This window comes from Vagococcus sp. WN89Y (assembly GCF_052220145.1).
In the GTDB taxonomy this organism is placed as follows: Bacteria; Pseudomonadota; Gammaproteobacteria; order Enterobacterales; family Enterobacteriaceae; genus Kosakonia.
This window is the reverse complement of the sequence record NZ_JBQPOM010000028.1, coordinates 1-20,813: the sequence shown is the minus strand read 5'-3', so window position 1 is coordinate 20,813 and position 20,813 is coordinate 1. Positions and strand designations below refer to the sequence as shown.

Genomic DNA, 20,813 nt, shown 5'->3' with positions numbered 1-20,813 from the left:
TCCTTAGTTCAGGGTTTTGTACGTCCCGACCGCAGGGTCGCGCAGCTGCGGGTGCAGCGAGTCAATCAGTAAAATATTCAACCCGGTGCCCGGCTCAAACCATGGCGTCCAGACTTTGCGCACTTCATCAAGGTGTGCGCGCAGGCGCGTTTCATCGCTGGCGATATCGCGTGATATTTCTACCGCTACCGTACCGTTCGCCTGCCAGCCGTTAAGGCTTTTGACGTAAGGCATAATCATCCAGCTTTGCGCCAGCGTGCCTTCGCTCACTACCATGCGTTCGTTATTCACGCTGGTGATGAGCAGGCGGTCGGCATCCGCGCTTTCACTCAGGCCGGTCACAGGGAAGCCGTGCACGAAGGTCATGGTGATTTTTTTCTCAGCGCCATTGCTAAGCTGCGCCACCTCGCTGCGCCCGTTCAGCCAGCCGCCCTTTTCGCACTTGCCGTCGCTTTTTGCCGGGATAAACAGCGCCGGTGCGCTGGCATCGCCCTGCCAGAAGGTGCGCAGACGGCAACCGTCTTGTAGCGTGAACTCCTGCCACGGGGTACGGTTAGCCGATGACGACAGGTCTTCCGCGCGCCCGGCTGGCGGCGCAAAACCGGTCGTGATAGCGGTATCAGTCGTGCTGACTACCGGCTGCCATTCGCTGGATTTCTCCGCCGTGCCTTGCGCCAGGGTGGTGTTCTGCGCATCGGTCAGCGTCCACTGGATCTGGCGCAGCGTGCCGCACTGGCTCTCCAGCAGCGAACCCACGCGCGGTAAAAAGTTATCAATCACCGACGTTTTTTTGTCGCCGTTGGCAACAATTCGCAGCGGTAATGTTTTTGCGCACCAGCTTTTCGGCGTGTTGTCGGCGATGTTATCGATCCAGACATCCAGTTTTTGCGAAGGGGATTGCACGATGCGGTAGTTTTCTGCCTGCGCGCCGCCGCATACTGCCAGCAGAGCCACACCCGGTAGCCAATGTTTCATAAAAATCCTTGTAAGCTGTATCAATCACGAAGAGGGAAAAACTGAGCGGCTTCAGAGAGCGTATGCAAAAGCGTCGTCTCCTCTGGCGTGCCCATCCACACCGCTACGGCGCTGTAGTTATCCTGCCGGGTCTTTGCGCCGACACCATTTTTCAGCAGGATTTGATTCATTAACGTTAGCCATTCGTCCGGCGTGTTGACCATATGCAGGGATTGCTGCATCTGTTCTTCCGTGACGCCGTGCCAGAAACCGTCTGTGCAGAGCAAAAAAACATCGCCGTCTTCAATCGGCACCACATCGCTGTAGCTCGGCTCGCGCTCATCATCACCAAGACCGAGCGCAAAATAGAGCAAGTTACCGTTGATGCCTTCAACCTGATGACCGGCATCTTTCATTTGCTGGACCAGGCTGTGATCGGTGGTGACGTGATACAACCAGCCGCGACGAAACAGGTACAGGCGGCTGTCTCCGGCGTGCGCCCAGTAAGCCAGTTTGTAATCGCGGTCGATAAACAGGCTGACCAGCGTCGTGCCCATTTTGCTGTAGTCCTGCACCGCTTTTTGTTCAGCGCGGATGGCGCGGTTTGCTTCATTCACATACTGGCGAATGTGCTGCGCATTGAGGTGCTCTTCCCCGTCGAACTGCGTAATGATGGCATTGCGCGCCAGCTCTGCGGCGACATCACCGCCGGGTAGCCCGGCGATGCCATCACACACCACAAAGCAGGCGGCGCGCTCGCCGACGGTTTCCCCCGTCTGATCCTGATTACTGGCACGCTCGCCTTGTCGGGATATTGAGGCCGTGCTGATATTCATTCTTCCGATCCGCTTTGTGAGTCTTTGTACTGATTAACCTCCATGTCGTACGCGTGGAGGAACGCTTCGCCAAACAAGGTGTGGAAATCGTCGTCGATTTCACCCGCCGTTTGCGCGTAGGTGCGTACAAAGTAATCCCACAGCGCCGCTTTGCGGTTAGACAGCATGCCAAGGCGTGCAGTGGCACCATCGCGTTTGGCATCTTCTTCCAGCTGTTCCGGGTTAAACGACTGCAACATAGCGGCGATAATGGCGCGGATACCGGAAATCATCCCTAACTGGTGAGCCTGCAAATCAATCAGCGCATCGCGCACGGATTTTTTCGGCGGCATAAAGCCCGGCATACGCGTACCGAACATCTGCATCAGGACCGTTTTCCCGGAAGGCAGCAGCTTGAACGGGTTGTTGGCGTCGTCCAGCACCATGGTCATATCGGCTTTTACGCCGCGTTTAAGAATCGAGCGTGAAGAGAGCAGCGCCACGGTGCCCTGCGAGAACATGCTGAGCATCTGCCCAAACTGACGCATATTTTCTTTATCAAACTGCGGCACGGGTTGCATGTCGCCAAGCCCCATTCCTTCGAGCAGCGCATCCAGCAGCTCGCCTTTCAGCACGTCACCGCTGTCGCCATTTTGGCTGGCAGGCGCACGCACCGCTCCGTTGCTCTGTACCGGATCGATACGCAGACGCCCTTTCGGTGTTTGCGCCGCGCTACGCTGCACAGCCTGCGGGGTGGGCAGCGTGATGCCCGCGTAATCCTGGGACTCTTCTGGCGCGATTAGCGGTTCTTCATCGGCAAACAGCGGCGTGGCGCTAAGATCTTCCGGGCGCAGTTCGGTGATGATGGGCTGCGGGTCTGGCGTTATCGCGCTTGAGCTGAGATCGGTAATGATTGCCGACGGTTCCTCAGGTTTGGCGATGTCATCGGCATGCGCCAGCGGTACGGCACCGCTGAGCAGGCCCAGCGGATCATCGCTGCGTGCCTGCGGCGCGCTGCCGCCTGCGCCGCCAAACAGCGCCAGCGGGTCGAGTTCGTCTGACTGGGGCGCTTGTGGTTTTGCGGCACGCTCAGACGGCGGCACCAGCGCAGAAGGCGTGGCATCGTTAAAGATGCTGTCGTTTTTAAACAGTTGCTCATCGTTAAACAGCTCATCGGTCGCCAGGGATTTTGGCGTGACCAGCGGTTCGTTATCGCTGAGTAAGGAGAGCGGGTCTTCCGGGTTGCGCTCCGGTGCTTTCGGCGCGGCAAACGGGTTGAGATTTTGCGGGTCGGGCTGTTTTGCCCGGCTGCTGGAGATGCTGTCGGAGATGGAGAACTCCTGCATCAGGCTGTCCCAGATTTCCGTTGGCACGGAGGCCGGCGCGCTATCCGCCGCCGCGTTTGGTGCAGCGGCCGGTTTAGCGGGTTCACGCTGCGCAGGCGGCGTCATTTGCGCCTGCATGCTGGCGGCCATGCGGCTCACCGGCTGGGTATCAAGCATCAAATCGGTGACTTCAATACGGTACTCATCAATGCCGAGAATATCGCCATCCTGTAATTCCACCTGGCGACCACGCTCCAGGGGGATATCGTTGAGCACAACGCGGGTTACGTTGCCACGGTTAGTCACGCGGCATTCGCCATTGCCGGAAATATGCACAATGGCCTGGAGGCGAGAGATGGAACGGTCGTTGTCCGGTAGCACCAGATTGTTGTCAGTGCCGCGGCCAATCGTGCCGCCCGGTGGATAAAAGTCGCAGCGGCTTTGCGGCGGCTGATGACCGGGTTTACTGGTAATAATAGTGAATCGCATCGCGTATTCCTGCTGGAGTTATGTGCACTCAAACGGCGCCGTTTTGGGAAAAGCGGCTGCGTTTGAATACCGGATTAATGCAGATATGTTTTAAGTTAATTAGGCCCCGAACATTCTTAGCCGTAGTAATGCAGATATATAAGCATTTCACAAAACCATAAAACTGTTATGGCATGCTGAATCATATATAGCCGATGGAGTTTCAACATCCATCCTATCTTTTCCTCCGGTAGCTGTTGTATAAAGTTATATGCTTCTGGCTGCACAAATCGATCTTTGGTGAATTTCATCCTCACACCTTTATAGAGCCGTATGAAATAAATTATTTTGTGGTGATTTAAAAGAGATCCAAAAAAAGATGAATAATTGGAAACATAATCTAAGTCAAATCCATTTTGCCTGTATTCTGATAGTAACTGACGGTACAAGCTCTCATTTTTTTTGAAAAACCAGGCAGCTATGAATGCTATCGCTAGCAATGCAACAATGAATAACACATTTAAAATAATCAATGCTAACTGCCATGTCATAATATTTTACTCATAATATAGTCAGCACCGTTTTCGGCCATATTACCCACAGTATCACCTACCAGATAACCGCCTACTGCTGCGCCGATAATAGTACATGCCAGATAACCTGTGCCCCCACTCACAACACCTAGAGCTACACATGTCGCTCCCAATGCTAATGATCCAACCGTACCACCAAAAATACCACCAGCGATACTTGCACCAAACTTGCTGTATTCCTTCACGGCAACTTTTGTGCATTCGTTTTCTCGCCCTGAAGTACAGGCATGATAAACTTCATTAGTCGTATTCAGACCTGCAAAACCAATTGCTACCCACCCGCCCATCTTCATAAAACGCGCAGATTTTGCAGCGTTGTCGAGCCAGGTGGAATAACCCCGGATCCCTCCCACACCAGCTGTTGTCCAGTCATGGACAATTGAGCGGCTGGAAAGCCCCAGTGCATGGCGCAGATCTTCATAGGGCCTTAATTTTAAGGCTAACCTCGAGAGTTTATTAAGCAGCTGGTTTAATTCGTTGAAAAGCCGTGCTCTTTCAACAACGAATTGCTCACTAATCAGCATGCCGCTCATTCTGAATTGATTTTGATATGCAACTTCTATTGCTTTTAATTTTGATCCGATTTCATTGAAATATCGCTCGCCAGCATCTCCTGCTACACCAAGTGACTTATCGAGGATATTGGTTACTGCTGCTATCGTTGCATAATTCTGGTTAAAAAAATCAGCGTCTTCAGTACTCAGGCCGTTCATCACATTATTTACTTTTGATTTAGCCTGACTTAATTGCCCAAGCATCATTCTGTTTTCCGACTGCGGATCGGCAACGATCAGCATCTGGCCAGGCTTTAACCAGGATGTGTCCCGGTTAATTTGCATAAAATAACAAGCAGCTTCACTTCTCGGGTTATTGAAAAGTAGCCTGGCCTGAAAATCCAGTGTGCCTGGCTGCTGGACAATCGTGTATCCCGGCGCGATGAATGATTGTTTACTCATTATCTTATTCCTTGTAGCCGCTAATGACCAAAACGAAAGCAGTCAAAAGAGTGAGCCCTTGCGGGCTCACCAGCGCATTACGCTTCTTTGTTTTCTTTGATGTTCCAGCCAGCGCTGGTTTCAGCACCTTTACCGCCGGAAGAGGACTGCTCCCAGTACTGCTGTTTCACTTTCGCAGCCTGGAACGCATAGGTCACACCTACGGTGTCGCCGTTGTCCGCACCGGTGTACTGCACAGAGGTCACCAGAACGTCTTCCAGCGTGATGCGCGCATATTCAACCTGTTGACCGCCTGCTTTGCAGACAGACAGTTCAACTTTGGTCAGATGCTTGCCGCTGGAGCAATGCTTCAGAATAGCGGTGGTGGATTTATCGATCAGCGCATTAACATGCAGGTCGTTAAAATTGACTTTACCGGCACCGCCGCCACCGCCAACACTCATGTTTCCGGGTTGTGAAGCCCCCCAGGAAAAAGATGTGATATCAGTCCAGCCGGTGTGGTTGGAATCTTTCGATTCACCCGTAACTCCATCGACCTTCAGAAACATATCAATAGCCATAATATTTACTCTTCGTTAATGATAAATATTGCTTTCGAAAAAGCGCTTATATGACAAATGGGTAAGCATGGGGCCGAATAAAACCATCCATATTTTACCTCTGCCTCGTTTCTTTCTGAAAAGAAACCTGTCTTTTCAGAAATCTTTATTCTCCCGCGACGAGAGAAATAAACTTTGAATTTTTTACTGCGTAAGGTTACTGGTTTGGATTATCCTGATGCCAGGTATGATCTGGATTTTCTACCAGTACCTCTGTTGCCAGTTTATCAAGCTCAGGGCTGTGATATAAACGCAGGCAATTTAATGTCACACCTTTTACGCTTTGCTTGCTTTCGGTATGAAATTGGTTAGGCATATTTTTAAAATTTTTAATTAGTGCGTTAACTTTGTCGTTACCATTTTCAATATCAAAGGGCACCCATTCCCGTAATGCATTTGCACTGCGTGCTGCGTCCAGTGAGAAAGCGGAATTCGGCTCGGATACTTGCGCAATACAGCGCGCCAGCACCATATCTTTCACAACTTGCGTATAAGGTTTATCTTTGATAAACGCCATCGGGTCGGGTGTTGTATTTGCAAAAACACCGCCGCAAACAAACAACAAACTTAAGCACACTTTTTTCATTGTAGCTCCCAAAAACTGGCGTTGGTCGTTGTGTAATTAGTATTTGGCGCGTTGAAATAACAGTGATCGGAACAGGTTAAACCATTCCAGAATGTTGCATGACCAGTAGCATCGTTCCAGTCATCAACAGCAAAAAGAATAATGCCTTTTTTATTATTCAACTTATCTACTGGTAGTGTTGGATAACTTAGAATTAAATCTGGCTTTCCCCACTGGCGGGTTAACCATTCGATAACGTCCTGTACCCGGAAAAAATACCACTTTTTATCGGCACCGGACACGGTTTTCCCATTAATACGTGGAACCGGAAACCCTGTATAATTTAAGACATAGCTCATGCGCACAGCACAGCTATTTACCCAACCACCTTCACTTTCAGGAATTTCAAAATTGACACGAACTTTACCGCCAATCACATTCTTAACTTTAGTCAATGGATCACGGGGATCATAAATTTGTGCAGCCGCGCCCCATGCAGCGACAAATGAAGGCCTGTTGCTCATAATCACCTCCCTTAATTAAATTAATTGCCCGACAGAGTATATTGGCGGTTTTTTACAGGAACGATGATGCTGCGTCATTGCTTCAATAATTAATGTTGAGACGCGATCTGAAAATACCCAGGCCGCAGCGCTAAACCTGCGGCCTGGCAGCTTTACGCCTCTTTCGTTTTCAGCGAAGGCAGTTTTGACACCAGACGCAGCGACACGGTCAGACCTTCCAGCTGGTAGTGCGGACGCAGGAAGAATTTCGCCGCGTAGTAACCCGGATTGTCTTCAATCTCCTGCACCTGCACTTCCGCTGCGGCCAGCGGTTTGCGGGCTTTGGTTTCCTGCGAAGAGTTCGCCGGGTCGCCGTCGACATAATTCATTACCCAGTCATTCAGCCAGCGCTCCATCTCATCACGCTCGCGGAAGGTACCAATTTTGTCGCGCACGATGCACTTCAGGTAATGGGCAAAACGGCAGCAGGCAAACAGATACGGCAGGCGTGAAGCCAGACGCGCGTTGGCGGTGGCGTCAGCGTCGTGGTATTCCATCGGTTTTTGCAGCGACTGCGCACCGATAAAGGCCGCGAAGTCAGAGTTTTTACGATGGATAAGCGGCATAAAACCGTTCTTCGCCAGTTCCGCTTCACGACGATCGCTGATGGCAATCTCCGTCGGGCATTTCATGTCCACGCCGCCATCATCGCTTGGGAAGGTATGACATGGCAGGTTTTCAACGGCACCACCGGACTCTACCCCGCGAATAGAGGTACACCAGCCAAACTCTTTAAACGAGCGGTTAATGTTCGTCGCCATCGCATACGCGGCGTTAGTCCAGGTGTAATTATTATGATTCGCGCCATCGGTCTCTTCTTCGAAGTCGAAGCTGTCCACCGGGTTAGTACGAATGCCATACGGCAGGCGGGCGAGGAAGCGCGGCATCACCAGGCCAAGATAGCGTGCATCTTCGGACTCACGCAGCGAGCGCCAGGCTGCATATTCCGTGTTCTGGAAGATTTTTGTCAGATCGCGCGGGTTCGCCAGCTCCTGCCAGGACTCCATCTGCATCACGCTCGGTGCCGTACCGGTGATAAACGGGCAGTGCGCCGCCGCGCCAATACGCGCCATTTCGCCGAGCAGCTCCACATCCTGCGGGCTGTGATCGAAGTAATAGTCACCCACCAGGCAGCCAAACGGTTCGCCGCCAAACTGGCCGTACTCTTCTTCGTAGACTTTCTTAAAGATAGGACTTTGATCCCAGCCCACCCCTTTGAAGCGCTTGAGGTTACGCCCCAGCTCCTGCTTGGAGATGCTCATAAAGCGAATTTTCAGCATCTCGTCGGTTTCGGTGTTATTCACCAGATGGCTCAGACCGCGCCAGGCGCTTTCCAGCTTCTGGAAATCTTCATGGTGGATAATCTGGTTAATCTGCTGGGACAGCTTTTCATCGATACCGGCAATCAGGTTCTGAATAGTGCGGTATGTATCGTTAGAAAAGGTGACGGTGTTTTCCAGCGCCTGCTGAGCAAGCGTTTTCACCGCGCTTTCCACGGCGGTTCGCGCCTGGTCCGTCTTCGGGCGGAACTCTTTGCTTAACAGCGCGCTGAATTCATCCTGGCTGAAAGCCTGTGCGCCCTGCTGTTGCTGCTGTTGAGAAGGGTTGCTCATGGTTTACTCCTCTTTACCTTGCGCATCGGCATCCGTATTCGGCAACTGGCTGAGTGATTTCAGCAGCGTCGGGTCCTGCAGCACTTTTGCGATAAGCTCTTCTGCGCCGTTTTTGCCGTCCATATACGTCAGCAGATTGGAAAGCTGCGTGCGCGCTTCCAGCAATTTATTTAACGGTTCGACTTTGCGTGCTACCGCATCCGGCAGAAAGTCATCCATGCTGTCAAAGGTTAAATCAACGTTCAGACGGCCTTCGCCGGTCAGAGTATTGTCAACATTAAACGCCACGCGCGGTTTCAGCGCTTTCATGCGTTCGTCGAAGTTATCCACGTCGATTTCGAGGAATTTGCGCTCCTCAATAGAGGGTAAATTCTCCACCGGTTTCCCGACCAGATCCGCCATCACACCCATCACAAACGGAAGCTGGATTTTGCGCTCTGCACCGTAAACTTCCACGTCATACTCAATCTGTACGCGCGGCGCACGGTTACGTGCGATAAATTTTTGACCACTGTTACTTATTGCCATGATGTTCTCCATCGAATATGCGCGGTGAAGGTTTGACGTAAGATCCCATGCCTTGCGTCGTCACTCGGTACGCGTCAATCCTGACGCCCAAAGATGTTTTGCAACTGATTCACGCCATCGGGCGCCAGATCGCGAATAATCTCCATAAAGTCCAGCTCGATTAGCCGCTGCACGCGGTCAATCATTAGCGGCGCGGGGTGGCTCGGCTCATGCTGGGCGAAATACTGCTTCACCTTCTCCAGCATCAGCTGGGCGTCCGCCCGGGTAGAAACCTGCGCGCTGCGCCAGTCGGTGGCCGCAGGCAGCGGCGAAGCCACGGGCTGCGGCGCGGTTTGCACGACCGGTTCTGGCGCGGCGGGTTTCTCATCAGGACGAGAGGCGCGGCTCGCACCGGCAATCATCCCGACGGTTTTAAGTAACTGTTCCATCTCCGGCACCCCGCTTTCGCCAAGTTGTTCCAGAAGCCACGAACGGATAGTTAACAAGCGCCCTTCGATTTGCCCGATAGCTTCAATACCAGGCTGGTCGCCGCGCGCCAGTTCATCAATCAACCGCACGCGACCACCGGGATACCCCGCGCATTCGGTTTTGCTGCCATCAAGCAGCGCCTGAGCATCGCGCACATTCAGCTCGTCACCATTACTGCGCAGCAGCGTCGATTGCCGTAATGCGCCGGTGAGTGCGGATTTATCACTTAATGCTGCCAGAGCGTTGATACGGTAAAACGGGTCGAACTCGCCACCGTCAGTGAGCGACGGCCAGAGCTGCTCCCAGTAGAGCGCCAGCGCCTGGCCGAGCAACATCAGCCCGTCGGCGTAACCCTCAAGCCCCCGGCGGCGCGTCCAGGCGTGGGTCAGGGCTAACATCACGCGGATATCTTTGGTGCGCTCCAGAAGCGTAGTCGCCAGTTTCTCCACACGGTTCCAGTCGGCAGGTTCGGCAGGAATAATCGTGTCGCCGAATTGCTGCTCCGCTTTGCCCTGGGTGGCCTGTTCCATTGCCAGGAAATCCGCGTCGTACTCCAGGTTTTCACCACAAGGGTGTTCCGGTGAGACCGGCGCGAGTAAAGATTCAATCGTCATGCGCAACCTGCTTATTCAAACATAGGTGGGTAGAGACCGTGGCGGCCAGGCCTTGCGCCGCCAGCTGGCTCAAACAGCAAGGTAAAAAGCTGGCCGGTAAAATTGCCGCTGTGCACATGGGTGTAGAGCGGGTTACCGTCGCTGCGATTTGTCCACCAAAAACTGATTTGACGCTGCGGATCAAAACATTCGGCGGCCTGTTGCCAGCCGATGGTGGATTCGCCGTCGCCTTCATAACCAATCACATCGAGAATTTCAGAGCGCGTTTCCGGCTCGACGGATTGCACAGCGGGGATTGCGAGCAGCGCCTGATCGAGCTGTTCTGGCGAGTAGCCGTTGCGCACCGCATGCAGCAGGGTGCGGCCCAGGTTCTGATACCAGTCCCCCGCCTGCGAGAGATGGCGCGGCGTCCATTCCAGCGGGTTAATGGCCAGCAAGGCGCACACCGGGTACTGGCGGCCCACGCTGTCCTGGCCCGGTAACAGGCAGCCCATCTGCACTTGCTGACCGCCAAGCATCGGCGGCACGACAAAGTTCCAGATAGGCGCATTGCTAAACTGCCGGTCGCCAGGGCGCTGTTCCTCTTTTTGCCAGTTCATCAGCCCGACCTGAAACCAGTGGGACCACTGACGCTGCAGGGCATCCGGGAAGCGGCGCTGTAGAAAATCACCGGCACTCGGCAATTTGCCATACCAGCTAATGGTTGTTGTTGTCATTCGGCTTTCCTTTGCGGGTCAAGGACATGCGAAACGGGGAAGCTGGAACGGGTTGCGGATGCTGTTCGGGGTGAACTCCAGCGTCACCTGATGCCCGTCAACCGTGAATGTTGCCTGGCGACTCATGCTGCTGCTGCCGGGGCTGACGCGCGCTTTATCGAAAAAGCGGTTCAGCGCCCAGGCACCGTTAGTCACCAGCGAGGTGGTAGTACCGTTCGCCAGCCCCAGCTGCATACGCACCTGATTGGTGCCGCCGGTGCCCGGCCAGCTAACTACCTGTGCTGCCTGCGGGCCGTGGCTGTAGCGCAACAGCTGGCCATCCACATCCAGCGTCATGTTAAGAATAGTGTTGTCCATCCGCACCGTGCGCACGGTGGTACGAAACGACGGCGTAGCGCTACCGTTGGCAAAGAAGGCGTCACGAATGGATTGCGCCTGCTGGAACGGCACCAGCACACCTTCACTGCCCGGCAATGTTTTACCGTCTATGCCTGGCATAAAGCGCCAGGTGCGTTGCGTGGTATCCACTTTGTTGGTCAGGTTATCGCGAAAGAACACATCCATCAGACCGGTGCCCGGCGCAAACATCCGCGCCAGATCGTCCGGGGTGACTTCGCTGCTGGCAGAACGCACCAACGGGTAGCGCCCGGCGATGGCCTGGCGGCAGAAGCTGCCGACCTCTACACTGATGCGCTTGCGTACGTTTTCCAGATCCCGGCGCTGTGTATCGCTGCTGGCACCGACCGCCATATTACTGAACATCGTTTGCAGCCCGCCCGGCAAACGCCCGGCGCTGGCCTGTAAACGGCTAATCGCCTCGCCGCCCGGCGCTGGCATGCCACTGTTGGCGGCATCCTGCACGGCGGTGAGATAGCGATACAGCTCATCGACCTGCTTTAAAAAATCATCAAAGACGATGGTTTTCCCGCCCTTTTCCAGCGGCTGGGCAAGCTCAATGACCGGCATAAAATGGTCTGTCACCCGCTGCTCCGGCGTCTGATTAGCCATCGCATTACCGGGTGCTGCATTGCCGTCATGGTTGCTGAACAATGTTTGCAGCATCTGCGTGCCGCGATTACCACTCTCCTGGGCTTGCGCGGTGTCACTATCACCCGCCTCTTCGCGCGAAAGCTTCAGCACCTGGCTTAAGTTCATCACCAGGCGGCGCAGCGGCGAGTTGTTACTGGAGAGCAGCCGCGCTGTGTTGATCCGCTGGTTGAGATCGGCGCTGTTATTAAGCTGGATATCGCTTAAAAAGCTGTCCCAGATAGCGATAAAGTCGCGGGCGTAGAGCTGGCGCACGGCGCTATCCGTCTGCTGCTTATCTTCCGGTTGCGTGGTCGCGCCCAGCACCCAGACATCGTCTTCATACAACGAGGCGGTCACCGCGGCGATTTGCTGGTTAAAGCTGTTCCAGTAACCGTCCGGCGTATACAGCCCCGGCACGCCCTCGTTCACCGGTTTCCCGCTTTTACGCGAGAAGACCAGCTCGCTTTGCGGCCCGCCAAGCGTTGCCAGCGACACCGGTTTTAAGTTTTCATCACGCTCAAGCAGGCGTTTCAGGCGGCCATACACACGGGTGGAGAGCGGCTGCTGGTTGATAAGCGACTGCTCGCGGGCAATCAGCGCCTCGTCTTTGGCATACGGAGAGGACTGGATTTGCGGCTCCAGCAACTGCGACAGATGCCACTCCAGGCGGCGGATTTGCGCCTGAGTCACGTTCTGCGGCAGGTTGCGCTCCAGGTTCAGCATCACCCAGGAGTGCAGGAATTTGCCGTCATAATGCTTCGGTTGATAGAGCATCTGATAGGCTTTCAGCGCCTCGTAGGAGTACTCCACATCGCTGCCGTTATCGTTACGCAGCCAGGTGGTGATGCGCATCGCCACTTCCGGCAACAGCATCTGTTGCAGCGCTTTCTGGTAGAGCGTACTGGCAGCATCCGACACATCATTACCCCGGTACAGCCCCATGCGGCGGGTCAGCGGCGGCGAGTTGACGTCAAACTCTTCGCTTTGCGGCAGCGCCGCCAGACCGTTCAGCAGCGGTAACAGCGCAAACAGATCGCCCTGCTGGCGATTGCGCAGCGTTTTAATCTGGCTCTCCAGTTCCGGCACTTTAGCCTGCACTTCATCCAGGTAGTCTTTGTTGTTGCCGTAGCTGGTCAGCCACAGCCCGCCGAGGATCACCAGCAGCGCCAGCAGCGCCGCATAGCCAGACCAGATGACCGCCCGGCTGCGCAACTCCCACCAGCGGTTTTGCCCGGCGATCCCGGCTTCCTGGAAGATAACGTTTTGCAGCAGATGTTTAATAAAGAAGCTCTGCCCTTTGCCGCCCGGCACCGGGGCTTCTTTACTCACTTCGTCCCAGTTATCGCCGGACTTGCCCTGCGGCAGCGACAACGCACGATTTAGCTCGCCCATCACCCGGTCAAATGGCAAGCCTTCCTGGGTTCCGCTGGCAAAATAGATACCGCGCGGCGAGAACTCGGTCTCGAAGTTAGAGCGGGCAAAGATAGCATTCAGGTAGTCGGCCAGCAGCGGTCTTATCGCCGCGAACTCCTGGGGGAACAGGAAACATTCGGCGCGCGCCTGCGCATCGCTTTCGCGCAGCATCGTGTCCGGCAGCGCCGCATCCAGACGCTGTTGCAGCAAGGAGAACTCTTGCTGGAAACTGCCCTGCAAGTCGAAATCCGCCAGCCGGGCTTTTTCCCACGGGAAGGTGAAGCCCCAAATCTGGTCGCGCTGGGCTTTATCAAAGCCGGAAAAATAGGCGCGAAAGCCTTTCAGCAGGTCTGCTTTGGTCACCAGCACATACACCGGGAAGCGGATACCGAGCTGCTCGTGTAACTCGGTTAAACGCTGGCGAAGGTTCAGCGCCTGCTCGCGCGACGCTTCGGCTGACTGCGTTAACAGATCGGCGATGCTGACCGTGACGATGACGCCGTTAATCGGCTGGCGACGGCGGTATTTTTGCAGCAGGCCGAGGAACTTGTGCCACTCGCTGGCGTCCTGCGCCTGTTCGCTCTCCTGGGTGGTGTAACGCCCGGCAGTATCGAGCAGCACCGCTTCGTTGGTAAACCACCAGTCGCAGTTACGCGTACCGCCAATACCGCGCAGCGCGGTTTTCCCGAAGCGATCCGCCAGCGGAAATTGCAGGCCGGAGTTCACCAGTGCCGTGGTTTTACCGGAGCCTGGCGCGCCGATAATCACATACCACGGCAGCTGATAGAGGTACTGCGTGCTAAAGCGCTGCGCCCACTGCCCACGCTGGCCGGGCTGGTTGAAGTGCGCTTTTTTCAGCACCTGCGCCGCTTCTTCGAAACGCTCGTTGAGCACCTCATCATCGTTGCCAAGGCGCTTGCGCTCCGTTGGGTCTTTCGCCTCTTCGCTCTTGAGGTTATCCATCAGCTTGCGGTTAAGCCACGCGTTATACAGGCGCGGAATAATGTGGCTGTGCACCCAAATCAAATACATCACCGCAATGGTTATCATGCGGTTTTGCTCAGACTCAAGCGGGCGGGAATCCACGACGGAGAGCAGCGGGCCTATCATCCAGATAACGGCGGCCAGCCCGGTTACGCCAAGGAACCCCCACAAAATGCGGTTGGTCAGCAATGAAAGCAACATATTCATCCTTCGTTTCCTTGCACCAGTCCGTTCAGCTCGGCGGCGGTATTATCCGGCGACACCAGCAACGTAATTTCGACGCGACGGTTACGTGCGCGGTTTTCCGCCGAGTTGTTTGGCGCAATGGGGTTCATCTCCCCTCGCCCTTCGGCTTTCACACGCTGCGGCGCAGAGAGGTGTTTTTGCAGTAGTGATTGCACTGAGCGCGCGCGCTCCAGCGACAATTCATAGTTCGACGGGAAACGGGCGCTGCGAATCGGCACGTTATCGCTGTAGCCCACCACCAGAATGCGCCCACTGACGTTGTTCATCGCCTGCGCCACGCGGTCAATAACCGGTTCGTAGCTCTCACGGGCGACGGTCGAGCCGGAGGCGAAGAGTCCGTCGCCTTTAAGCGTGACAACGCTGCGATCGGCTTCATCACGCACCGACACCAGCCCGGCTTCAATTTCCGGGCGCAGGAAGGCGCGCAAATTCAGCACCGGCGGCAGGCTCGGTGCCGGCTGCTGGATAGACGCTTCCGGCAGTTGGGTCTGGTAAACTTTTGCCAGCACCGGACTGGTGGCATCGCCAAGACGCCAGTTGAGCACGATATAAAACAGGCAGGCGAGGAAACCGGCAAGACCGGCGCAGGCCCATAACGGGATAACAGGACGCCAGAGTTTGCGTATCACCGGCTGGTCTTCCGGGTGCGGAGAGAGCGGTGGCGGGTAGTTGCCGCGCACGCCGCGGATCATTTGCCACAGCCGCTGTTTGATGGTTTCCAGCTGGGTGCGACCATTGTCCATCACCCGGTAGCGCCCCTCAAAACCTAACAGCAGGCAGAAGTTAATCAGTTCCAGCAGCGCAATATGTTCGCGCGGGTTCTGGGATAAACGCGCCAGCAGCTGGAAGAATTTCTCCCCGCCCCAGGTTTCGTTATGAAAAGTCACCAGCAGACCGCTGCCCGACCAGACGCCACGGCTGCCCCACGGCGTCAACGCGGCGGCTTCGTCCAGCGCGGTACACAGACAGTAACGCGCACCGACAATCACTTCATACGCCAGGCCGGATTGCTGACAGCGCACTTCAAAACGACGGATCTCATCAATTAAATGCTGGCGTAAACCGTTCTGATCGTCGTGGGAGACGGAGTGACGAATTTGCGGTATTGCATTAAGCAGCGGGTTTGCCGCCGCAACCAGCGGATTGTTGCCGCTGGCGCCTGCCAGTCCGGCATCACTGCCCCGGGCGTGTTGTTCCTGCATAGTGTGCGCTCGCTGTGTTATTCAGTCGGGCTACGGATGGCCCAAAATTCCATATCAAGACCCGGGAATTCGCCCGCCAGATGCAGTGCGAAAGCGCCCGATTTCTCCATTTCGTTCCAGAGCTCGCCGCCCTTTTCCAGTTCGAAATAGTTATACCCGGCATGCCAGGGAATTTGCGGCGGCGCAACAGGCATGGCGCGCAGTTTCATTCCCGGCAATTGAAGCTGCACCAGATCGCGGATTTTGGTGACCGGAGCCACTTTCATCTGCGCCGGGAAGTGGGTTTGCAGTATCTCGCCCGGCACGCTGGCTTTTACCGCCAGCACAAAACCAAATTCCCGCGCCATGGTGATGGTGGGCAGCGTGGCGATATTCAGGCCGTGCGTGCGTTCGGTAAGCGGCAGCTGGATGGCATGTTCTTCCATCACCAGCGACAGCCCCTGGCGCAGCATCAGCTGTAATTTGCTAAAGCAGTCAGCCAACGCATCATGGTCATACACCGGCAGCGACTCATCCGGCGAGCGCGCAGCGCTCCAGGTGGTCAATTCGGTAGCCAGCGGCAGCCAGTGGCGCCACAACTCTTCCGGGTGAAGCAGCGGCAGCGTTTTTAAATGCGCAATCAGACCGACGTGATGGTTAATAAGCGACAGCAGTGAAAACTCAACCATTTCGGAGGTATTAAACCGACCGGGCTGGCGCAGACGCAGGCCAATTTGCTGGCTGCGCTGGAGCAGCAAACTTTGCAAATCATTCACGATGGCGTACAACGGCGGGTTGTTGATAACGTTGAGCATCGGCGGGATGTAATGGGTATCCAGGCGCACATGGTTGTCGTTACGTTTTTCGATGACCTGCGCCACGCCAATCGCTGTCCACTCGGCGCTGAGATCTTTTTCCAGCATCAGCTTCAGACGCAGGCGGCCAAACTGCACGGCCGCAGGGCCGACGGACATCGCGTTATCGTCGTCCACCTCACCTTCCCAGGTGACGTAGCGCGCCAGCGAGTCTTTCTCTTCGCTGAAGATAACTTCCTCGCGACCGCCGCGCCGGGCTGGCAGCGCCAGCACCACACGTTCGTTGCTGGTGTTATCAGGAATAGCCAGAGGAGCGGGTGCCTGGCGAGGATCATGGAATGAAAAGAAGGTGCCGTCCGGCAACAAGCCGCTGGCTGAACTGAGCGCGATACACCCCTGGCGCAGCATCGCGTCGTCAAGCTCAAGATCCAGGTAGCCCCAGAGGTAGGGTCGTTGCAACGTTCCCCACTCACGAATGTGGTGTTGCAGGTAGCTTTCCGCACGCTGAAAATGGTGAGGACGCAGAAACATCCCTTCGGTCCAGACGACCTTTTCTGCTTTATTCATACAGTTTTCCCGTTGAGGCTGGCGCTATCTAGAAATGACGCGAATACCGTTGATGTCGAGGAAAATATTGGCTTCCAGCGCATCCGATGACGTTTTCCAGAATTCGTAGAAGTGGCTCTCTCCCTGAACAGGAAGAGGTAATGACATCCGCCATTTTTTACCGTCCAGCGCCTGATATTCCGCCATCACGCCGATATAGCGCGCGTCGGGGGCGCTTTTGCCGCTGAGCGTTTTCGCAAGCTGACCGGGCATCAGGAAGAATTCATCACTGTTAAGCAGGTTGGCACCCAGCACACTGTCTGCGTTATTTTGCAGCGACCAGAAATCGGCGGACATAAATGTCGCGTCAGATTTCAGCAGCAGCACTCTGACTTTGAGAGGGGCGGATTCATTGATTTGCGGATGAGCCCGGAACTGAAGGTTATAGTTGCCAGGCTCGCTGTGTGAAGTCGTTCCACAACCGCTGGCCAGGGAGGCCAGCACAAAGAAAAACACCAGGGCTGCCTGGCGCAGTACAGCGTTATTATTCATAGCATGACTCTCGTCACCGCTGGATTAATCGATGATCCAGGTTCCTGACTTCGCGTTTTTACAGGCTTTGCCGCTGCCATCGACCGAGACGCAGGTTTGTTTTTTCGGTGGAACGTAACGTTTACGATCCTGGCGCAGCGTTTTTTCGTACAGCTCACTTTTCACCACGGCGCGCATCGGCACATAACCAATCAGCTCTTCCTGGCCTTCATCGGCCAGCGCCATCCAGAAATGCTCCACCTGCCCTAATACAACGTAAGTTTTACCGGCATCCAGCTGACGAATAACTTTGCCGCCGAAATCCGGGGTACTCATCAACGAAGCAGGGTACAGCGCGCGATAGTCTTGTTTAACCGGCTCAAACTCTTTCGGCGGCTGAACAATGTAGCGGTGAGTCAGGGTGACGCCATTGACTTCGCTGGTCACGATGGTGTCATCGGACGGAGCAGGTTGATTACGCGGTACGCAAGCAGAAACACTAACGACAACAAGAAGGGCCAATACCATTCGCATATTCATAGATTTTATCCATTGCAAATATATTACTGTTATTACTGTATTGATCAGGAGGTTTTTGGAAAGGTGTTTTTAAAACGCTCTGAATCACCGAATTCCTTGTCCTGTGATACGTCGGGATAATGAACAAAAGGCATAGCTACCGCACGAACCTGGTGGAGAACGAGGCTGCAATATTATTGCTCTTATTGACTATCACGACATGATTCTACAGATCAGATAATTCTGTTCAATAGAATATCCTGTCTGTGCAATCAGGTTTATTTAAATTATTCGTAAAATAGGAAAAATCTCAAGTAGTAATTTAGCTTTGGTTAAAATTTATTTCATTTGAATGCATTTCTATTAATAACATAAGTTAACAAAATCACCCACCTTTAAAAATCATAGAGTTGAAAAAATAACTTAGGCGTAGCATAGAAACCCAACCCCATACTAAGATTTATCTTAAAAATTATTAATCGATGAGATAACCCACGATATTTGGTAGTTCGTTCCCGCATTAAAAGTAGGGTCTTTAGTTGACATATATTTATTCCAGTGATTTGGCTGCGTGCAAACAGAAATATATTGTGCAAAAAATGAATGTATTTGTCCGCAAATGAGCTGAGCACGATAATTATCGCATATGTTCCTCTGAAATAATTTCATAAAACAATTGTACCATTTCAAACTATGCACTTTTGCTTAAGTAAAATTAAGTTAATCTACACTTCCAATTTGCAGAACGCCTTTTCCGCCGCTGCTGAACTATTTCTCAGGCCGATTGTTAGCTTTCAATTCGCCGTTTTTTATGCCGTCATCGGCTCCTATTCATTTACCAGGTGAATTATCTGGAAGCACGCAAAATGTTAACCGCACCACACGACGAATCTGAAATTGAACTAAGGTTGTGAAAAGTTTGTTAAAGCGGCACCCTGATTTATTCGCTAAGGAGAACAGTTGATGATAAAGCCTTCCCTGCCCTGCGCCCGTAATCTGTTGCTGGCGATGCCGGTCGTGCTTGGCGGCGCATTTCTTGGTGTAACGTCCCCGGCGCTGGCAGCCGATGCCCAAACGCCACCTCCCCCACCGGACATCCTGCTCGGGCCTCTGTTTAATGATGTGCAGAGCGCGAAGCTCTTTGCCGATCAGAAAACCTTCGCCGATGCGGTACCGAAAAGCGACCCGCTCAGGATCCTTGCAGATTACCGGATGCAGCGTAACCAGAGCGGCTTTGATTTGCGCCATTTTGTTGAGATGAATTTCACGCTGCCGAAAGAAGGCGAAGAGTATGTTCCACCCGAGGGGCAAAGCTTGCGTGAACATATTGATGGGCTGTGGCCGGTGCTGACCCGCTCGACCGACAGCGCAGGGAAATGGGACTCGTTGCTTCCGCTGCCGAAACCTTACGTAGTGCCGGGCGGGCGGTTTCGCGAAGTCTATTACTGGGACAGTTATTTCACCATGCTCGGGCTTGCCGAGAGCGGGCACTGGGACAAAATAGAGGATATGGTCACTAACTTTGCGCATGAAATCGACGCATGGGGCCATATCCCTAACGGTAATCGCAGTTACTATTTAAGCCGCTCGCAGCCGCCTTTCTTCGCGCTGATGGTTGAGTTGCTCGCCTCCAACAAAGGTGACGAGGCGCTGAAAACCTGGCTGCCGCAAATGGAAAAAGAGCACAGTTACTGGATGGAAGGCGCGGCGTCTCTGCAGCCAGGCGAGCAGGTTAAGCGGGTGGTTAAACTCAGCGATGGCACCTTGCTCAATCGCTACTGGGACGACCGCGACACGCCGCGCCCGGAATCCTGGCTGGACGATGTGACCACGGCGAAAAACTACCCTGCCCGCCCGGCGACGGAAATCTACCGTGATTTGCGCTCTGCCGCCGCCTCTGGCTGGGACTTCAGCTCCCGCTGGATGGACGACCCGAAACAGCTTGGCTCTATTCGTACCACCAGCATCGTGCCGGTTGATTTGAACGCCCTGATGTTCAAAATGGAGAAAATGATAGCCAGGGCTTATAAAGCCTCCAGCGACAACGCGCGCGCGAACCAGTATGAAGCGATGGCGACCACGCGGCAAAAAGGCATCGAAACTTATCTGTGGAATGATAAAGAGGGCTGGTATGCGGATTATGACCTGAAAATGCAAAAGGTACGTAACCCGCTGACCGCCGCAGCGCTTTACCCGCTGTTTGTTAATGCGGCGGCAAAAGACCGGGCGGATAAAGTTGCCGCAGCAGCCGAAGCGCGACTGCTCAAACCGGGCGGTATTTCTACTACCACCGTGGATAGCGGCCAGCAATGGGATGCGCCAAACGGCTGGGCGCCGTTGCAGTGGGTGGCCACGGCCGGTCTGCAAAATTATAACCATGAGAAACTGGCAATGAACGTCAGCTGGCGTTTCTTAACCAACGTTCAGCACACTTACGATCGCGAGAAGAAGCTGGTGGAGAAATATAACGTCAGCACCACCGGAACCGGTGGCGGCGGCGGTGAATATCCTTTACAGGATGGTTTTGGCTGGACGAACGGCGTCACGCTGATGATGCTTGATTTTATCTGCCCGAAACAGCAACCGTGCGACAGCGTGCCGCAAAATCAACCCACGCCTGAACCACAAAGTATCGCGCAGTAAATTGACTAGTCCTGATATAGGTTGACACTCTTCCGCCTGTAAAACGCCTGATGAACATCATCAGGCGTTTTGTATTTCAGGGCCAGATGTGGCCGTTCATGGTTATAAATTGCCACAGATTCTTTTACT

17 protein-coding genes are annotated in these 20,813 nt (G+C 54.2%); 1 reads left to right on the top strand and 16 read right to left on the bottom strand.

Features of this window, described 5'->3' with window-relative positions:
• Window positions 1–3: 3 nt before the first annotated feature.
• The 16 genes from ACTU3N_RS08785 to ACTU3N_RS08710 form a co-directional block, all read right to left on the bottom strand.
• Window positions 4–975, bottom strand: a complete 972-nt coding sequence (locus ACTU3N_RS08785; RefSeq protein ID WP_443085741.1) for a hypothetical protein — start codon at window positions 973–975, stop codon at window positions 4–6.
• A 20-nt stretch (window positions 976–995) separates the two neighbouring features.
• The gene (locus ACTU3N_RS08780; RefSeq protein ID WP_443085740.1) at window positions 996–1,790 is read right to left on the bottom strand and encodes a PP2C family protein-serine/threonine phosphatase; all 795 of its coding nucleotides are present in this window, start codon (window positions 1,788–1,790) and stop codon (window positions 996–998) included.
• Window positions 1,787–3,583, bottom strand: a complete 1,797-nt coding sequence (gene tagH, locus ACTU3N_RS08775; RefSeq protein WP_443085739.1) for a type VI secretion system-associated FHA domain protein TagH — start codon at window positions 3,581–3,583, stop codon at window positions 1,787–1,789. Before tagH ends, ACTU3N_RS08780 begins: the two co-directional genes overlap by 4 nt.
• Window positions 3,584–4,109: 526 nt before the next feature.
• Complete coding sequence (locus ACTU3N_RS08770) at window positions 4,110–5,111, bottom strand: hypothetical protein (RefSeq protein WP_443085738.1); 1,002 nt, start codon at window positions 5,109–5,111, stop codon at window positions 4,110–4,112.
• 77 nt (window positions 5,112–5,188) lie between these two features.
• The gene (locus ACTU3N_RS08765) at window positions 5,189–5,671 is read right to left on the bottom strand and encodes an Hcp family type VI secretion system effector (protein ID WP_023480099.1); all 483 of its coding nucleotides are present in this window, start codon (window positions 5,669–5,671) and stop codon (window positions 5,189–5,191) included.
• 196 nt (window positions 5,672–5,867) lie between these two features.
• The gene (locus tag ACTU3N_RS08760) at window positions 5,868–6,296 is read right to left on the bottom strand and encodes a T6SS amidase immunity protein Tai4 family protein (RefSeq protein WP_443085737.1); all 429 of its coding nucleotides are present in this window, start codon (window positions 6,294–6,296) and stop codon (window positions 5,868–5,870) included.
• Window positions 6,293–6,799: a type VI secretion system amidase effector protein Tae4 gene (locus ACTU3N_RS08755; protein WP_443085736.1), complete on the bottom strand. Its 507-nt coding sequence runs from the start codon at window positions 6,797–6,799 to the stop codon at window positions 6,293–6,295. The genes ACTU3N_RS08760 and ACTU3N_RS08755 overlap by 4 nt, the downstream gene beginning before the upstream one ends.
• Window positions 6,800–6,951: 152 nt before the next feature.
• Complete coding sequence (gene tssC / locus ACTU3N_RS08750; RefSeq protein WP_443085735.1) at window positions 6,952–8,451, bottom strand: type VI secretion system contractile sheath large subunit; 1,500 nt, start codon at window positions 8,449–8,451, stop codon at window positions 6,952–6,954.
• A gap of 3 nt (window positions 8,452–8,454) precedes the next feature.
• Window positions 8,455–8,979, bottom strand: a complete 525-nt coding sequence (tssB, locus tag ACTU3N_RS08745; RefSeq protein WP_443085734.1) for a type VI secretion system contractile sheath small subunit — start codon at window positions 8,977–8,979, stop codon at window positions 8,455–8,457.
• 74 nt (window positions 8,980–9,053) lie between these two features.
• Window positions 9,054–10,061 (bottom strand): type VI secretion system protein TssA, encoded by a 1,008-nt coding sequence (gene tssA / locus ACTU3N_RS08740; RefSeq protein ID WP_443085733.1) that lies wholly within the window; start codon window positions 10,059–10,061, stop codon window positions 9,054–9,056.
• Between the two features lie 11 nt (window positions 10,062–10,072).
• On the bottom strand, window positions 10,073–10,777 hold the full coding sequence (gene tagF, locus ACTU3N_RS08735) for a type VI secretion system-associated protein TagF (protein ID WP_443085732.1): 705 nt from the start codon (window positions 10,775–10,777) through the stop codon (window positions 10,073–10,075).
• Window positions 10,778–10,795: 18 nt separating this feature from the next.
• Complete coding sequence (gene tssM / locus ACTU3N_RS08730; protein WP_443085731.1) at window positions 10,796–14,410, bottom strand: type VI secretion system membrane subunit TssM; 3,615 nt, start codon at window positions 14,408–14,410, stop codon at window positions 10,796–10,798.
• Window positions 14,407–15,651: a DotU family type VI secretion system protein gene (locus tag ACTU3N_RS08725; RefSeq protein ID WP_443085730.1), complete on the bottom strand. Its 1,245-nt coding sequence runs from the start codon at window positions 15,649–15,651 to the stop codon at window positions 14,407–14,409. The genes tssM and ACTU3N_RS08725 overlap by 4 nt, the downstream gene beginning before the upstream one ends.
• A gap of 17 nt (window positions 15,652–15,668) precedes the next feature.
• A complete protein-coding gene (tssK, locus tag ACTU3N_RS08720; protein ID WP_443085729.1) occupies window positions 15,669–17,012 on the bottom strand; it encodes a type VI secretion system baseplate subunit TssK in 1,344 nt (447 codons plus the stop codon).
• A 24-nt stretch (window positions 17,013–17,036) separates the two neighbouring features.
• Window positions 17,037–17,543, bottom strand: coding sequence for a type VI secretion system lipoprotein TssJ (gene tssJ / locus ACTU3N_RS08715; RefSeq protein WP_443085728.1), 507 nt, complete (start codon window positions 17,541–17,543; stop codon window positions 17,037–17,039).
• Between the two features lie 24 nt (window positions 17,544–17,567).
• The gene (locus ACTU3N_RS08710; protein WP_443085727.1) at window positions 17,568–18,062 is read right to left on the bottom strand and encodes a hypothetical protein; all 495 of its coding nucleotides are present in this window, start codon (window positions 18,060–18,062) and stop codon (window positions 17,568–17,570) included.
• A gap of 942 nt (window positions 18,063–19,004) precedes the next feature.
• On the opposite strand from ACTU3N_RS08710, the gene ACTU3N_RS08705 reads away from it, so the two are divergent.
• Window positions 19,005–20,684: an alpha,alpha-trehalase gene (locus ACTU3N_RS08705; RefSeq protein ID WP_443085726.1), complete on the top strand. Its 1,680-nt coding sequence runs from the start codon at window positions 19,005–19,007 to the stop codon at window positions 20,682–20,684.
• The last annotated feature ends 129 nt before the right edge of the window (window positions 20,685–20,813 follow it).

Excerpts from the sequence above, each read along its gene's own strand:
- ACTU3N_RS08785 (WP_443085741.1), bottom strand. The coding sequence starts at position 975 with ATGAAACATTGGCTACCGGGTGTGGCTCTGCTGGCAGTATGCGGCGGC.
- ACTU3N_RS08780 (WP_443085740.1), bottom strand. The coding sequence starts at position 1,790 with ATGAATATCAGCACGGCCTCAATATCCCGACAAGGCGAGCGTGCCAGT.
- tagH (WP_443085739.1), bottom strand. The coding sequence starts at position 3,583 with ATGCGATTCACTATTATTACCAGTAAACCCGGTCATCAGCCGCCGCAA.
- ACTU3N_RS08770 (WP_443085738.1), bottom strand. The coding sequence starts at position 5,111 with ATGAGTAAACAATCATTCATCGCGCCGGGATACACGATTGTCCAGCAG.
- ACTU3N_RS08765 (WP_023480099.1), bottom strand. The coding sequence starts at position 5,671 with ATGGCTATTGATATGTTTCTGAAGGTCGATGGAGTTACGGGTGAATCG.
- ACTU3N_RS08760 (WP_443085737.1), bottom strand. The coding sequence starts at position 6,296 with ATGAAAAAAGTGTGCTTAAGTTTGTTGTTTGTTTGCGGCGGTGTTTTT.
- ACTU3N_RS08755 (WP_443085736.1), bottom strand. The coding sequence starts at position 6,799 with ATGAGCAACAGGCCTTCATTTGTCGCTGCATGGGGCGCGGCTGCACAA.
- tssC (WP_443085735.1), bottom strand. The coding sequence starts at position 8,451 with ATGAGCAACCCTTCTCAACAGCAGCAACAGCAGGGCGCACAGGCTTTC.
- tssB (WP_443085734.1), bottom strand. The coding sequence starts at position 8,979 with ATGGCAATAAGTAACAGTGGTCAAAAATTTATCGCACGTAACCGTGCG.
- tssA (WP_443085733.1), bottom strand. The coding sequence starts at position 10,061 with ATGACGATTGAATCTTTACTCGCGCCGGTCTCACCGGAACACCCTTGT.
- tagF (WP_443085732.1), bottom strand. The coding sequence starts at position 10,777 with ATGACAACAACAACCATTAGCTGGTATGGCAAATTGCCGAGTGCCGGT.
- tssM (WP_443085731.1), bottom strand. The coding sequence starts at position 14,410 with ATGAATATGTTGCTTTCATTGCTGACCAACCGCATTTTGTGGGGGTTC.
- ACTU3N_RS08725 (WP_443085730.1), bottom strand. The coding sequence starts at position 15,651 with ATGCAGGAACAACACGCCCGGGGCAGTGATGCCGGACTGGCAGGCGCC.
- tssK (WP_443085729.1), bottom strand. The coding sequence starts at position 17,012 with ATGAATAAAGCAGAAAAGGTCGTCTGGACCGAAGGGATGTTTCTGCGT.
- tssJ (WP_443085728.1), bottom strand. The coding sequence starts at position 17,543 with ATGAATAATAACGCTGTACTGCGCCAGGCAGCCCTGGTGTTTTTCTTT.
- ACTU3N_RS08710 (WP_443085727.1), bottom strand. The coding sequence starts at position 18,062 with ATGAATATGCGAATGGTATTGGCCCTTCTTGTTGTCGTTAGTGTTTCT.
- ACTU3N_RS08705 (WP_443085726.1), top strand. The coding sequence starts at position 19,005 with ATGATAAAGCCTTCCCTGCCCTGCGCCCGTAATCTGTTGCTGGCGATG.